The following is a 13,801-nucleotide window of genomic DNA, read 5'->3' on the forward strand; positions in this document are numbered from 1 at the left end:
TTACTCCCTAAAATTATATTGATTAAAGGCCCTATAATACTCTTGTCTAGCTAAACGTGGTACATTCGCAGCATCAAACATTTTTTCCGTCAATTCTTGTATTTCTTTTGGTGAAACAGATTTCCAATCTACTTTACCTCCAACCTTTTTCCCTGTTTTTTCAAAGAGCCATTGTCTATAAACAGCTTTAGTAGCATTGTGTTGCTCTTTAGTTAAAGCTATAGTTGGAGTATTCGCCCCTCTACTAACATAATCGGGGACATTATGTTTAGCCCATACATCCATAACGCCATGATGATTTTCTAGTGGTGAATTGCTTGGCCTATACGGTACTACATCGTATGGTTCTGTAGTCTTACCCGTACCCTTAGCAACACCCGCACTCCCAGACGTTGCTTTCTTCACATCTCCAACCTTTTTTAAATCATGAAGTTTATCAACTATTTTTACACCTTTCCCATATGGAGTCATCATCCCAACTGCTAGGAGTTTTTCACCATAGGTAGCTTCTGGGTCAAAGAGTGTGAAAAGATCACCAAAGAGAAAATCGAATCCAAACTTCGCCACACCGATTAAAAAAGGATTGAGTACTGGCCTTCTACCACCGACTGGCTGGCCAAAAATGTTATGCTCCATTTCATAATCATCGGTTTCAACTTGGAAATCCTCACCTATATTCCCTTTTATTGTACCATTTTTAATTCCTTCAAGGTATTTTTGTGTCGCTTGTATCTCTTCTTTTGTAAATCTATTATTGATAGATTGATTTTCGCTGCTTATTCCTTCAATGTCGTTATACACATTGTGCTCTAAGTCTACACTTTTTCCAATACCATTATCAGATTTCCGTATTTTCTCTTCTATAATTATTTGAATTTGCTTTGCCCATTCCATATTTAACTTTTCACTATGAAACGTACCACTCACAGGACTAAATCCTTTCCCACTTTGCACTTCAGCGAGTCCGGCTGTGATGCTAGCTGCTAATTGGAGAGCGGTGCTGTAGTTGTTGCTGGATGAATGATTGAATTCATATAAATGCTCTAGTTTTTCTTCCAGTTTTTTTCTCATTGCACCTAATACCGTTACAATTGCACCTACTCCGGGCATTGGTGTAAGTACTTCTATTGCTTCTATACTTGTAATCGATTGATTAATTCCCCTTATTTGTTCTCTTATTTCTTGTTCAATCACATCTGTCGAAGCAACTTTCGCTTGGAACTCATTTGGAAATGCTTCATTTTGGCGAATTAATTCTTCACATAAGCATATGATTCCTTGCGCTAATGGCCGAAATGTTTGGACAAGGTAGGATTTTGCACTACTGTATGTTTGTCCTTGTAATACTGTATCTATCGCAAAGGCATCAATAGATTGAATCGCTTGTTCCATACTTTGAATCGTAGCATTACATATAGCGTTCATACTTTGAGTTTGACTTTGTACTTCTCCCAAATACATGTTTAAACTCATGTATTGGCCTCCCTTTGTAGTTGCTGCTGTTCATAGGAAAGGTCGTTTTCTTTCTCACTGAGATGCCGTTTTTCTTTAAGCAACGTCTCTTTTTCATTTTCTAATTCGAATGTAAGTTTTCTTTCATACTGTCCGATTTCTTGCCGCATATTCGTAAAAAGGTGAAACACTTCTTTGTCGCCGTGCCAAGTTTCTAGTATTCGGTTAAATAAACGATTGCTTCTATTTTTCCATTCATGAAAACTAACCTCAGCTCGTTCTTAATTTTGCAGCGCCATTCGGTTTTTATTTTGTTCTTCAAATATAATTCGTAATTTTTGATTACATTGACTGATTCTCATTTCAATTTCTTAAGTCATCTTTTCTCCCTACCTTTTCCCCTTTACGTAGGCTGTTACATTATTGAAAAGTCTTTTGAAGTCCGGTATCCATTTTCTCAAATTCATTTGCTACGGAATGGATATTATCAATTGTTTGTTGAAAAGCAGTACAAAATTGTTTCGTGATCTGTAAATTTTGTTGATTTGCTTCTTGTGCTTTAAAGTTCACAGATAGTGTCGTACGCGTTGCCTTATTTATAGAGCGACTAGTAGCACTTTGCATTCTATCTGAAGCAGTTCTCATTTTCGTTGCAAGTTGTGTTGCCGTATGCAAATTACTTTGAAATTCTCCCATTACTTACTCCCCTCTACCTTTTATTTACAAGAAAATTATACCACGGAAAAATATCCCAATAAACCGAATGTTCGAATTTAACATACAATTCACCACAGTTACTGAGGATAAGAGCAACACTTATCTATCAACATAACTGAGTCCAAAATGGATTCTACTTATACAAAAAAGATGACTTCAGCCATATGCTAAAGTCATCTTTTTCTACCTTATTATTTTACTAATTCTCCATTATAAGCTTTTATATTAAGCGGAGCAGTTAAAAATTGTGCTGCTTTACTAACGAAAGATGTGAAGTGTTCACTCGTATTATGGCTCGCAACTGCTGCTTCATCTTTCCATACTTCTACCATCGTATAAACACTTTCTTTTTCTGTATCTTTATATAAGTCATAAGATACATTTCCACTTTCTTCTCTTGAACCATGAATGAGTGGCTGAATTTCTTCTAAAAATGCTTGTTGTTTTGCTGGGTCTACTTGAAATATTGCGTGAATAATAATCATGGTGTTTCCCCTTTCATATTCCATATATTTCTATGACCTAATTAGATTACTTCCACTCAGCAACTTTTTCAATTGGAAGACGTACTGATTGGTAACCACTGTCAGCAGCTTTTCCGATTGAAATTAGCATTACTGGTACGTAGCGTTCTTTATCTAGTCCAAATGCTTCTGCGATTTGGTCTTTTTCAAATCCACCAATTGGGCAAGTGTCATAGCCGTGAGCACGAGCTGCTAGCATAAATTGCATCGCTACAAGACCACCGTCAATTAATACCGTATCTTTCATTACTTCTGGTGTAACCATTGAGAAGTAACCTGAAAGTTTTTTCATTTGATCTTCTTTTACTTCAGCTGGCATTAAACCACGTTCTACTGCTGTACCGTAAATTTCTTCTGCGTTATCAAAATTGTTTAAGTCACCAAACACAGCGATCATTGCTGAAGATGTTTCTACTTGAGATTGATTGAATTTCGCAAGTGGCGCAAGTGTTGCTTTTGCTTCGTCACTTTCAATTACTACGAATCTCCATGGTTGCATGTTTACTGAAGATGGTGCAAGTGTTGCTTCTGTAAGAATTTCTGTCATTTCTTCTTTGCTAATTTTTACTGTTGGGTCGTACTTACGAATTGAACGACGTCCTGTTAAAATTTCGTTAAAATCATTTGTTTTTACTGAGTTAGTCATAGTTGTATTCTCCCTTTTTTATAATTCTTTTATATTTTCTTGAATGTGATTTAACATATTTAAAAGATTATCGCGTTCTTCCTCACTTAATCCTTTAAATGCAGATGCTGCAAAACGTTCTTTTTCCTCTTGAAACGCTTGAATTTTATTTCGTCCCTCTTCAGTAAGAGAAACTAACGTAATTCTGTTATCATCTGGATTTTTACGTCTTACAATCATTTCATTGGCCTCAAGCTGCTTTAAATGCCTTGTTATCGCAGCATTATCAATATTCACTTCTTGTTGAAGTGCTTTTTGACTAATTTCACCTACTTCATATAACTGAAGTATAAGCTCTAATCGAGACTGGCTCATACCCGTACACCCTTCAAATTTCGAACTTACTTCTTTATTTAGAAAGTGTAATTTATATAAAATAATCGCTTCTTTTGAGCATGAACTTGTCAAATTAACCCTCCTTTACAATCAAAATAAAAACATTTGATGTATCAATAGTTGATATGTCAATTAATATAATCTATATCGATTTAGAATGCAAGCATTTTGTTTTCATTTTATTTTTTCCAAATTAAGGCGCTTTGTAGCGTTACAAATAATGTTAATTGCACTATAATAATACTAATTTAAAGAACTGGAGAGTGATTGATAATGCGGCAATATACAAATAGAAATGAGGAATTGAAAATGGAAAATGAAATGAGGATATTCACAAATGACAACAATAAATATAGGGATTGTCGCGCACGTAGACGCTGGCAAGACGAGTTTGACTGAGCGCATTCTTTATGAAACGAATGTGATTAAAGAAATTGGCCGAGTAGATAGTGGTAATACACAAACTGACTCAATGGAATTAGAAAGACAACGCGGAATTACGATTAAAGCATCTGTCGTTTCTTTCTTTATTGATGCTGTAAAAGTAAATGTCATTGATACACCTGGACACGCTGATTTTATCGCTGAAGTGGAGCGATCATTCCGCGTTCTAGACGGTGCGATTTTAGTTATCTCTGCCGTTGAAGGTGTGCAAGCACAAACAAAAATTTTAATGCGAACATTACAGAAACTAAACATACCGACTATTTTATTCGTTAATAAAATTGATCGTAGTGGCGCAAACACTGAAAAAGTTATGAAACAAATAAAAGAGATTCTTTCAAATGAAGCATTCCCTTTCTACTCTGCCCAAAACGAAGGAACGAAAGAAGCCCGGATTATTCCATACAAATCATATGACGATTGTATGGAACTGTTAGCACCATATAATGAATCGTTACTTGCGTCATATGTAAATGATGAAATCGTACCGGACGTATTATTAAGAGAAGAACTCGAAAAACAAATACAGCAAGCAAATGTGTATCCAATCTTTTTCGGTTCAGCAATGACTGGTATGGGCGTAACAGAACTTCTTGAAAAACTTCCGGCTCTCATTCCAGCTCTTACATCGGCACCAGAGGAACCATTATCCGGTGTTGTGTTTAAAATTGAACGTGAACCTTCTGGAGAAAAGATTGCTTATGTAAGAGTTTTTTCTGGTCGTTTACACGTAAGAAAATATGTTGATATAAAGCGCGGGGACGTTCTGGGGCATAAAGAAAAGATTAAGAAAACATGCCTATTTCATAACGGGAATGTTGTTCAATCTTCTATCGTTCCTAGCGGAGAATTTTGCAAAGTGTGGGGGCTGAATGATATTAAAATTGGTGATATTATCGGTGAACGTACGGATTATATAAAAGATATTCACTTTGCCGAACCACAAATGGAAGCTGCCATTGATGCGGTACCTAAAGAGCGAATTCATGATTTATACGCTGCACTTATGGAACTCTGTGAAGAAGATCCACTCATTAAAGTGTGGAAAGATGATGTTCATAATGAACTTTATATTCGCCTTTTCGGTGAAGTACAAAAAGAGGTTATCGAAACAACACTTTATGATAAATATAACTTACAGGTTACTTTCTCAAATACGCGAGTTGTATGTATTGAAAAGCCAATTGGCATTGGGAATTCCGTTGAAGTCATGGGTGAAAAAGCGAATCCATTTTACGCAACAATTGGTTTTAAAATTGAACGTGGTGACCTTAACTCTGGCATAACGTATAAATTAGGTGTTGAGCTTGGTTCATTGCCTTTAGCATTTCATAAAGCAATTGAAGATACAGTATTTCAAACGTTAAAACAAGGTTTATATGGTTGGGAAGTTACAGATGTTATGGTCACGTTAACACATACTGGTTATGCTAGTCCTGTTACAACAGCGAGTGACTTTAGAAATTTGACACCGATCGTATTAATGGATGCTTTAAAGCAAGCTGAAACATATGTATATGAACCAGTAAATGAATTTGAATTAACTGTACCGGAGCACGCAATTAGTACTGCAATGTATAAACTTGCTGCCGTTCCAGCAACTTTTGCAGAGCCTATATTCAATAACAATTCTTATCAGTTAACAGGATCATTACCTGTTGCGAAAACAGAGAGTTTCAAACGAATACTACATTCATTTACAGAAGGAGAAGGCATATTTACAACGAAGCCAGCTGGTTTCACAAAACTTATGGCTCCCTTCCCTACTCGAAAACGTGTTGATTATAATCCGCTGAATCGTAAGGATTATTTACTTCATGTTTTGAAGGCTTATTAAAGTAAAAGAGGTGCAATTCGCACCTCTTTTGCATGTATTAATAGGTTAGTTTGTCCTAACAACTTCTTTAAGTTTTCCTATTATTTTCGCTATAGCCTCAATTGAATTTTCCGTTTCATATCCCCCAACATTTACAGAATGATTTGCATTTTTGACAACTTCAATCTGTAAATTCGTTTTATATAACTGATCAATTTGATCTGCATTGTATTGGTGATCTTTATCCCCAATAACTAAAAACCCTTCGTGTCGACTATGTAAGATAGAATCAAAAATTGTATCAAACGTCAGTAAAGGTGTAAGTAGTATCATTTTTGACTGCGCGAATTCTTCTCTCTTCATTAAATCATTTGCAATCGGAATTGTTCCGAGTGACTTCCCTAAAAACATAGTCTCGTTGTATTGCTCATCTTTTAATACTTCATTTATTACAGGATTAATATCATCCATCATTACTTTCGTTACTTCTTCCATTGGTTTATTCATTAATTGTCCATCATAAGAATAATGAATATGTACAACATCTATTTTATGTTCAAGCATTAACATCGTTGCGTAATAAAATAACGGCTTATCATAATTGTATCCTGAACCTGAAAACATAAAACAAACCGTACTAGAACCTTTTTCGATATGTGTGTAACGAATTACTTTGTCATTTATATGTACCTCTTTTTTAGTCCCCTTCACCGTTTTCTCCTCCGAATACGTTTACTTTTGTAATACGATATGTTCTGTGTGAACTGATACATCCTTTACTTTCTCTTTTATAAATGCAGGCTGTAAGTTATATGTATGCAGTTCTTCTACTGGCACCCATCTAAACAAATACGTTCTACCCTCTTCTTCCAAAATATATTGATCCGCTCCACTCGCAGGTAACTCATGTAGCTCTACTTCATAATAAAAACTAATTTCATGAAACTTTCGCTCAGAAAGTGTAAAGAAATTTTCTACTGACCATATTAATCTCTTCCCTTTAATAGGAACACCTAGTTCTTCTGCAAGTTCTCGTTGTAACGCATCCTCACTATTTTCTAGCATTTTCACTCTTCCGCCTGGTACATACCAATAATGTTCCCCTTTGTTTTGAAGAATAAGTATTTTATTATCCAGTTTACAAATTGCTCCGACGCGGTAATTAAAACATGTTTCTTCAACTTTAAATGTTAGATCCATACCATTGCCCCCTATACTTTATTTCAAAATCGCTATAAAACTATTATGTATATGCTGTACAAATAAGATTACTATTTTTTCATTCCATTCAATAAGTTTCGAACTTTCCGATAATTAGACTTATCCTTTGTCATTACAGGTATATACATATGATACAATCATAGGGCACACTAGAAAAACATTATGGGGGTACGAATGGAAACGTTATTAATCCAGCAAACTGAGAAATCAAATAAGTTTTAGAAAATCGTTGTGAAAGATAGAGTAAAACTTCAATAAGTGGAGTTTTTATCTTTCCCCTGTTGTTTTTAAATATTGTTAAGACATTATTAAAAAAGATGCAAGGTCAACTTATGTGCTAATTAATTTTTTTTCTAGAAAAAGCGTCTTTTATTACACTTGTTAATACATTTAGGAATAGTAAAATAGCCATAACTACCGTTAATACGTTAAATTGCTTTGTTTTATAAGGAGCGAACCATTCCGTAAAGAACTCTGCATTAACGAGACGCTCCCCAACTCCTCCTTCCTTGAAGTTCGGTATCCACGAATTCATATCAAGGACGATAAAAATTAGTTGCATAACGAAAAATGCTCCAAGAGTTTTCAGCCAATTTCGTATTCGAATAGGACGCCCTTTTTTTGATGTCATTTAAATGATCCTCCTTTTAGAACTTGCTATTAAAGAGCCTTGTTCTGATAGATACGAATAGATAATATCCATGAAACCCCATAGCACCCCACTGCTATGACAGCAAATATAAGAAATAATTTCAAATCTGAAATCTCTTTTAAAAAGGTCAGTACGCCATTAGCATATTTATTTAATAAATATGGAGTATTTCGCATTAAATATATAACTACAATAGATAAAAATATAAAAACTGGTACAAGTGTTTTCACTTTAAATGCAACAAAAAATGGGATGTAAAATGCAGTAATCAGCATGACTGCCAAGAAGCCTAGGATGTAACTTTCTAAGGAAAGTTGAAATTCCATGCTGTCTAAAATGAAATATTTTCCAACTAAACAAAATGGGATGATTACTATTGTAAAAAATAAGGTTCCAACGTATTTTGAACTTATAATTTCCTTCCTAGTATACGGTAATGAGTTTACTAAAATATTAGCATTATCTTTATCATCAGATTGATATGTGTTAATTACAAAAACGGCACTACAAATGATTATGACATATGCTACATCCATGCCGGCCCACAAATAGGTAACTAGAAATAAGAGATAAGCAGGTAAAAAAGTTTTTTGTAAAATCAAATCCTTTTTAATTAAATTAAGCATCATGACTCCCCCTTTTTCATGAAATACATAATATCCTCTAAACTTGGTTTTTCAATCACCACTTCTTTATTAAATAAAGTTTCGATAGAATTTACATTTTCAATCAATCCCTCGAAACCTGTATTTGCCTTACATACAGATATAAATTCACGCTCAGTATCAAAATCTAACATATCTAGTGGTCCTTTGACCAAAATATAATCTTCTGCAATGGCATAAATATCTTTTGTAAAAATATGCTTCCCATTTTGAATAAATGTAATATAATCGGCAATGCGGTCTAAATCCGTTGTAATATGAGATGAGAAAAAGATAGTTTTCTCACCATCCTGCATAATATTTTGTAAAACATCCAATAATTCTCTTCTAAATACCGGATCGAGTCCGGAAGTAGGCTCATCCATAATAATTAGTTCAGCATGATGTGAAAGAGCAATTGCAAGAGAGGCTTTCATTTTCATTCCTTTGGAGAATGTTTTCATTTTTTTATTTAATGGTAATTCGAACAGATCTTTATAATATGTAAATTGGTTAAAATCCCATTTTTTATAAGCAGGCGCAATAATTTTAGTAATTTCCTTTAATGTGAGTTCTTCATAAAACACATTATCGTCATAAACGAAACCAATTCTTTCTTTAATTCGCTTCGCATCAGTCGAATAGTTCATGCCAAATAAGGAGACATTTCCACTATCCGGGTTCATTAGATTCATAATCATTTTAATCGTTGTAGATTTACCTGATCCATTTCCCCCAATAAAACCCGTAACAAATCCTTTTTTTACTTCCATCGAAAAATTTTTAATTTGAAATCCTTTAAAAGATTTACTGACATTTTGAAGTTCTATTACGTTTTCCAAGAGTTTTCCTCCTCGTATAAAATTGTAAGCATTTCTTTTAGATCATTTAAAGAAACATCCATTTGTTTAGCATTTTGAATCGCTTCACACAACTTTTCTTCAACTGTCTTTAATTTTTTTTCTTTCATAGTTTCAATGTTTTGTTCCGCTACAAAGGACCCCCTTCCGACAATTGAATAAATAAAACCGTCTTTTTCCAGTTCTTCATATGCTCTTTTCGTTGTAATAATACTTACTCTTAAATCTTTTGCTAACTGACGCATTGAAGGAAGAGCATCTCCTTGCTTTAAATCACCTAGTAAAATAAGTTTTTTTATTTGGACACCAATTTGTTCATAAATAGGTTCCTTTGAAGTGTTCGTAATAACGATTTGCATGCAAATACCTCTTTTTAAAAATATTGTATATATACTTTATATACAATATATACTATCGTACATTGTAAATCAACAGAAAATTTCCAAAATATAGTCACGAACACAATCTAATAATACATGTAATTCATACAACTTATTTATCCCAGTCTTCCTCGTATTTGCTCGATTTTGAGGTGGAGGTCTTACTGCTATCTAATGCGGTATAAAGACTACGTTGTGTTTACGGAGAAATTGGCACAGCTGGTAGTGTGAAAGCAAAAGAGTTTGAAATAGAAGAACAATCTGAGGAAGTTGATATCAAGTTAGACTGGGATGCAGATGACGAAGAAGAATTAAAAAAGATGTTTCCTAAGTTATGGGACATGTACGGGGAAGAACCCATAAACTGGTAGATTAGTTGATTGTCAAAAACGCCTTGTTTCTTTCGTAACAAGGCGTTTTTCATGATACTATTTTTAAATTTTTATCTTCCCACTTTCCCACCACTTCATAAACGTTTCTAACGAAGGAGCAACCCAAGTTCTACTATCATTTTCATGATTCCATACATATATATCGTCTCTTTGCACGATTCCGTTCAAAATGGAATAACCAAACAAATCACCATTTCCGCCATCAGCAAAAAATAATAAACAGTCAAAAGGCATATATAAATCCTTGAAATCAACTATATTTCTCATATTCATATTTTCAGTTTTAATTTTTGAAGTAGACCATATAAAATCCCCGTATTCACCTTCTACACCGTTTGTTTCCTGTAATAATTGATTTAAATCATTTGGTAACTCCACCTGCAAATTTTTGTGAACTTCAGCGAGTTCATCCTTCGTAGCTGTTTTTTTCAAACTTAAGTTTGGTGAGATACTGTGAATGGTATTTTTCCACATCACCTTTACTCCTCCTTATGTGCAATCAAGTATATTCAAAGGGCTCATCTAAATTTATTGATACCAATTTTCTAACAAATCTTTCTCCCTCTCACCTGAAATACCTGCTTTTAATTCCAATTCATCCACACTCTTTATCCACTCATACACATCTGTAACTGTATGTTTTAACCTCCTAAAAGTAAGTCCTTCTTTAACAGCACTTTCAATACTAATAGAAAAACCACCTTTCCACGGCTTCGTCTCACCTTCTAATGAAAAAGTTTCAGGAAGCCATAAAGGCATATCTGTCCAAGGCTGCACTTTATGTTCATTCATAAACGATTCATCTATCCAAACGAATGCAGCATCACTATTCGTAACCTTTTTACACGTATTTAATAGCTCTTCCATCGTCAATTCATAGTTCGGACCTGTTACATTGAATGTACCTGCTTTATTGTTTTCTGCCATGTTTAGTCCCCAGTTTGCGACGTCTTTTATATCAACTATCTGTACTGGACGGTCTTTTCTTCCTGGAACTAACACTTTACCTCCTTTTGCTACACGCCCGATCCAGTATGGAAGTCGATCTGTATAATCGAACATTCCTGAAAGAAGTCCTGCTCTTACGTGTAAAACACGCCCCGGCCAATATTTCTCTGCTTCTTTTTCACATAATACTTTTAGTGCACCATAATGCTCATAATAAGATATTTCACCATTCTCTACAGCCTTTATTTGCTCTTCCGTTGGTTCAGGTTGTAATATATAGTCTTCTTTTATGTCATGCGGGATCCAATCCTTATATACGGAAAGGCTTGAGATGAATATATAATGTTTTATATTATCTTTTAAGACATCTCCAATATTCCGAATGTGATGCGGAGAAAACCCACATGTGTCCACGACAACATCCCATTTTCGATTTTCTAAACTTGATACATCACCATTTCTGTCACCGATAAGCTGCTCCACTTCAGGGAAAATTTCATTGTTTGTTCCGCGATTGAATAATGTAACGTCATGTCCCCTTTTCAACGCCTCCTCTACATAAGCTCTTCCTAAAAAACGTGTACCACCTAGAATTAGAATCTTCATAGTTCTCCCCCATTCATGATTAAAAACCTTTTCTATATGTTTAACGATTTTTTAGTGTGAAAAGTTACGGTGGATTTGTTGTTTTATTTTAATTCTACAAACAAAAATAGAATCCATTTTGAAAAATAAATCAACATTGATTCTTAAATAAAAAACAATTGTTTTGATGTATCTTAGTTGAATTTTTAACTCCGCACAACTTCCCCATCAACTAACTCAATAATTCTATTACACTTATTCGCTACCTCAATATCATGAGTTACAATAATAATCGTTCGTCCTTCTTCATTCAGTTGTAATAGTAGATTCATAATTTCTTCTCCGGTTTTTCTATCTAAATTCCCTGTCGGTTCATCTGCCAATATTAATTCTGGTTCACCTACTAACGCTCTTGCAATTGCGACTCGCTGCTGCTGCCCACCTGATAACTCATCCGGTGTTTTATACATTTGTTCTTTTAACCCTACTTTTTCTAAATAGAACTTCGCCTTATTCTCTCTTTCACGTTGCTTTAGTTTTCTATACGTTAGCGGTAGTGCCACATTATCCAGTACAGTATGTTCTTTTAACAGTGCAAAATATTGAAAAACAAATCCGATCATTTCATTTCTTGTTTTATGAACTTGATTTGCTCTAATTTCAGTTAATGTTTTTTCATTTAACGTATATTCACCCTCATTTGGCATATCAATTAATCCTATAACATTTAATAGGGTACTTTTTCCTGAGCCTGATCGCCCCATTATCGCTATAATTTCCCCCTTATTTATCGTTAAGTTTATACCGTTTAACGCGAACGTATTGTGGTTCTTGTTGCTATACACCTTCTTAATGTCTTTCAATACAACTAAACTCATTATTCCATCCCACCTATTAATGTTTTCGGTTCAAGCTTTCTAATAAATAAGAAGACAATTACATTTGAGACAACGATGATCAATAATAAGAATAGAAATACTAAAAATAATATAGGCATATCCAATTTAAAGTCTAATACCGATGCTACTTTAAAATCCTTTGACATTTGCAACAGCCTCCCATATCTCCATGAAAAGTAAACTAGTGACATCCCTAAGCCAACTATTGCTACAATAATGTTTTCTAAAACAATTTGAATAAACATTCCAAATTTACTTTCGCCAAAAACTATTTTTATACCAAATTCCCTCTTTCTCATCAAAATAGAAACAATGGTTGTTACTACAATTCCGACGATCGAGAATAGAATGAATAATATTCCTATTATAAGTTGAGGTATTTCAGAATAGCTGTTAAGAGTAAAATCTATATTTATTTCATCACCTAAATTTTTCAAATGAAACGTACCACCGTTTCCTTTAAGTTGAATTGATTCTTCTAGTTTCTTTATATCGGCATCTTTTTGTAAATGTAAAACTGTACTTTGATGCAGTCTTAAAAACATTCCTTCATAGTTTTCATATCTATCAAATGACATAGGCATTATCATTGCGTAATCCAACTTCAAATATACGTTCGTTGAATTATTATCTACGATAAATTTATTCTCTGGCAAAAAGCCTATAATTGTATATTGATTATTAATTGTATCCCCAACCTGAAAATATTTCTTAAAGTAGGAACCCATTAATACCTTTGTTTTGTCTTCACTATTTTTTTGAAAGTCTTCATGCAAGAAGACTTCTTCAGGTTTTAAAGGTAAATGTAACAATTTATAGTAATTTTCATCTACAACAATTGTTTGAACAGTAGGTCTTTCATCGTGAAACGTTTTATGTTTCAAATCAGCAATCATACTGTTTTGAAGTGGCCTATTACTTGATTCTATTTCAATTAAACTCTCCTCGTATGTACCATACGAAATCACATCTTTATTTTGATGAATTGTATTATAAACCGCTTGAATTTGCTCTTTATTAAATTGATTGCTTTGTAACCTATCTGTCGTCCTTTCAAAAGTAACTAAATATGTTTTATCCACATTTAATACTGAGCTGGATTTATCGTTTAGATGGTGTAAATTATAAAATACATTAATTGAACTCGTTATAGTTGCTAATCCAAATGTAATTTGTATTAGCAGAAGTACTGAAAATAGAAATCTCTTTTTTAATGCTAGGAACGCACTTTTTATTCTCATCATTT

At 33.8% G+C, this 13,801-nt stretch carries 16 protein-coding genes and 2 pseudogenes; 2 read left to right on the plus strand and 16 right to left on the minus strand.

Annotated elements, in window-relative coordinates; genetic code table 11:
* From ABH961_RS20420 to ABH961_RS20445, 6 genes and pseudogenes are all read right to left on the minus strand, one after another.
* The gene (locus tag ABH961_RS20420) at positions 1-1,473 is read right to left on the minus strand and encodes a T7SS effector LXG polymorphic toxin (RefSeq protein ID WP_098079311.1); all 1,473 of its coding nucleotides are present in this window, start codon (positions 1,471-1,473) and stop codon (positions 1-3) included.
* Positions 1,470-1,814, minus strand: a pseudogene (locus tag ABH961_RS20425) (DUF3958 family protein). Before ABH961_RS20425 ends, ABH961_RS20420 begins: the two are co-directional and overlap by 4 nt.
* A 58-nt stretch (positions 1,815-1,872) precedes the next feature.
* Positions 1,873-2,148 carry a TIGR04197 family type VII secretion effector gene (locus ABH961_RS20430; RefSeq protein WP_017763328.1) on the minus strand — a complete coding sequence of 92 codons (276 nt, stop codon included), beginning with the start codon at positions 2,146-2,148 and terminating at the stop codon, positions 1,873-1,875.
* Between the two features lie 212 nt (positions 2,149-2,360).
* A complete protein-coding gene (locus tag ABH961_RS20435) occupies positions 2,361-2,654 on the minus strand; it encodes a putative quinol monooxygenase (protein WP_000583805.1) in 294 nt (97 codons plus the stop codon).
* A 46-nt stretch (positions 2,655-2,700) separates the two neighbouring features.
* On the minus strand, positions 2,701-3,339 hold the full coding sequence (locus ABH961_RS20440; protein WP_048547718.1) for a nitroreductase family protein: 639 nt from the start codon (positions 3,337-3,339) through the stop codon (positions 2,701-2,703).
* 18 nt (positions 3,340-3,357) lie between these two features.
* A complete protein-coding gene (locus tag ABH961_RS20445; protein ID WP_000204172.1) occupies positions 3,358-3,786 on the minus strand; it encodes a MarR family winged helix-turn-helix transcriptional regulator in 429 nt (142 codons plus the stop codon).
* A 265-nt stretch (positions 3,787-4,051) separates the two neighbouring features.
* On the opposite strand from ABH961_RS20445, the gene ABH961_RS20450 reads away from it, so the two are divergent.
* Entirely contained in the window at positions 4,052-5,995 is a 1,944-nt protein-coding gene (locus tag ABH961_RS20450) for an elongation factor G (RefSeq protein WP_048547720.1), read from the plus strand.
* Between the two features lie 45 nt (positions 5,996-6,040).
* On the opposite strand, the gene ABH961_RS20455 is transcribed toward ABH961_RS20450, so the two are convergent.
* The 6 genes from ABH961_RS20455 to ABH961_RS20480 all read right to left on the minus strand — a co-directional run bounded on the left by ABH961_RS20455 (position 6,041) and on the right by ABH961_RS20480 (position 9,710).
* The gene (locus ABH961_RS20455; protein WP_000679153.1) at positions 6,041-6,685 is read right to left on the minus strand and encodes a hypothetical protein; all 645 of its coding nucleotides are present in this window, start codon (positions 6,683-6,685) and stop codon (positions 6,041-6,043) included.
* 21 nt (positions 6,686-6,706) lie between these two features.
* The gene (locus ABH961_RS20460; RefSeq protein ID WP_000366240.1) at positions 6,707-7,174 is read right to left on the minus strand and encodes an NUDIX hydrolase; all 468 of its coding nucleotides are present in this window, start codon (positions 7,172-7,174) and stop codon (positions 6,707-6,709) included.
* Between the two features lie 358 nt (positions 7,175-7,532).
* Positions 7,533-7,826, minus strand: a complete 294-nt coding sequence (locus tag ABH961_RS20465) for a YfzA family protein (protein ID WP_048547721.1) — start codon at positions 7,824-7,826, stop codon at positions 7,533-7,535.
* Positions 7,827-7,855: 29 nt separating this feature from the next.
* Complete coding sequence (locus ABH961_RS20470) at positions 7,856-8,473, minus strand: ABC-2 transporter permease (RefSeq protein WP_404519886.1); 618 nt, start codon at positions 8,471-8,473, stop codon at positions 7,856-7,858.
* Positions 8,473-9,333 carry an ABC transporter ATP-binding protein gene (locus tag ABH961_RS20475; RefSeq protein WP_048547723.1) on the minus strand — a complete coding sequence of 287 codons (861 nt, stop codon included), beginning with the start codon at positions 9,331-9,333 and terminating at the stop codon, positions 8,473-8,475. The genes ABH961_RS20470 and ABH961_RS20475 overlap by 1 nt, the downstream gene beginning before the upstream one ends.
* Positions 9,321-9,710 (minus strand): GntR family transcriptional regulator, encoded by a 390-nt coding sequence (locus ABH961_RS20480; protein WP_001167593.1) that lies wholly within the window; start codon positions 9,708-9,710, stop codon positions 9,321-9,323. Before ABH961_RS20480 ends, ABH961_RS20475 begins: the two co-directional genes overlap by 13 nt.
* Before the next feature lie 305 nt (positions 9,711-10,015).
* Here ABH961_RS20480 and ABH961_RS30095 point away from each other — a divergent pair.
* Positions 10,016-10,102 (plus strand): annotated as a pseudogene (locus ABH961_RS30095) (DUF4240 domain-containing protein); the annotation flags it as partial.
* A 63-nt stretch (positions 10,103-10,165) separates the two neighbouring features.
* Here the strand turns inward: ABH961_RS30095 and ABH961_RS20490 are convergent.
* The 4 genes from ABH961_RS20490 to ABH961_RS20505 all read right to left on the minus strand — a co-directional run bounded on the left by ABH961_RS20490 (position 10,166) and on the right by ABH961_RS20505 (position 13,799).
* Complete coding sequence (locus ABH961_RS20490) at positions 10,166-10,597, minus strand: SMI1/KNR4 family protein (RefSeq protein WP_404519925.1); 432 nt, start codon at positions 10,595-10,597, stop codon at positions 10,166-10,168.
* Positions 10,598-10,651: 54 nt separating this feature from the next.
* Positions 10,652-11,677, minus strand: coding sequence for an SDR family oxidoreductase (locus ABH961_RS20495; protein WP_098079324.1), 1,026 nt, complete (start codon positions 11,675-11,677; stop codon positions 10,652-10,654).
* A 185-nt stretch (positions 11,678-11,862) separates the two neighbouring features.
* Positions 11,863-12,534: an ABC transporter ATP-binding protein gene (locus tag ABH961_RS20500; RefSeq protein WP_098048449.1), complete on the minus strand. Its 672-nt coding sequence runs from the start codon at positions 12,532-12,534 to the stop codon at positions 11,863-11,865.
* The gene (locus ABH961_RS20505) at positions 12,534-13,799 is read right to left on the minus strand and encodes an ABC transporter permease (protein WP_176519579.1); all 1,266 of its coding nucleotides are present in this window, start codon (positions 13,797-13,799) and stop codon (positions 12,534-12,536) included. Before ABH961_RS20505 ends, ABH961_RS20500 begins: the two co-directional genes overlap by 1 nt.
* Positions 13,800-13,801: the final 2 nt, after the last annotated feature.

Source organism: Bacillus sp. RC251, assembly GCF_044908765.1.
GTDB lineage: Bacteria > Bacillota > Bacilli > Bacillales > Bacillaceae_G > Bacillus_A > Bacillus_A wiedmannii.

What these genes read in the sequence shown, in the direction of transcription:
- ABH961_RS20420 (WP_098079311.1), bottom strand. Translation starts at nt 1,473, where the DNA reads ATGAGTTTAAACATGTATTTGGGAGAAGTACAAAGTCAAACTCAAAGT.
- ABH961_RS20430 (WP_017763328.1), bottom strand. Translation starts at nt 2,148, where the DNA reads ATGGGAGAATTTCAAAGTAATTTGCATACGGCAACACAACTTGCAACG.
- ABH961_RS20435 (WP_000583805.1), bottom strand. Translation starts at nt 2,654, where the DNA reads ATGATTATTATTCACGCAATATTTCAAGTAGACCCAGCAAAACAACAA.
- ABH961_RS20440 (WP_048547718.1), bottom strand. Translation starts at nt 3,339, where the DNA reads ATGACTAACTCAGTAAAAACAAATGATTTTAACGAAATTTTAACAGGA.
- ABH961_RS20450 (WP_048547720.1), top strand. Translation starts at nt 4,052, where the DNA reads ATGACAACAATAAATATAGGGATTGTCGCGCACGTAGACGCTGGCAAG.
- ABH961_RS20460 (WP_000366240.1), bottom strand. Translation starts at nt 7,174, where the DNA reads ATGGATCTAACATTTAAAGTTGAAGAAACATGTTTTAATTACCGCGTC.
- ABH961_RS20465 (WP_048547721.1), bottom strand. Translation starts at nt 7,826, where the DNA reads ATGACATCAAAAAAAGGGCGTCCTATTCGAATACGAAATTGGCTGAAA.
- ABH961_RS20470 (WP_404519886.1), bottom strand. Translation starts at nt 8,473, where the DNA reads ATGCTTAATTTAATTAAAAAGGATTTGATTTTACAAAAAACTTTTTTA.
- ABH961_RS20480 (WP_001167593.1), bottom strand. Translation starts at nt 9,710, where the DNA reads ATGCAAATCGTTATTACGAACACTTCAAAGGAACCTATTTATGAACAA.
- ABH961_RS20490 (WP_404519925.1), bottom strand. Translation starts at nt 10,597, where the DNA reads ATGTGGAAAAATACCATTCACAGTATCTCACCAAACTTAAGTTTGAAA.
- ABH961_RS20495 (WP_098079324.1), bottom strand. Translation starts at nt 11,677, where the DNA reads ATGAAGATTCTAATTCTAGGTGGTACACGTTTTTTAGGAAGAGCTTAT.
- ABH961_RS20500 (WP_098048449.1), bottom strand. Translation starts at nt 12,534, where the DNA reads ATGAGTTTAGTTGTATTGAAAGACATTAAGAAGGTGTATAGCAACAAG.
- ABH961_RS20505 (WP_176519579.1), bottom strand. Translation starts at nt 13,799, where the DNA reads ATGATGAGAATAAAAAGTGCGTTCCTAGCATTAAAAAAGAGATTTCTA.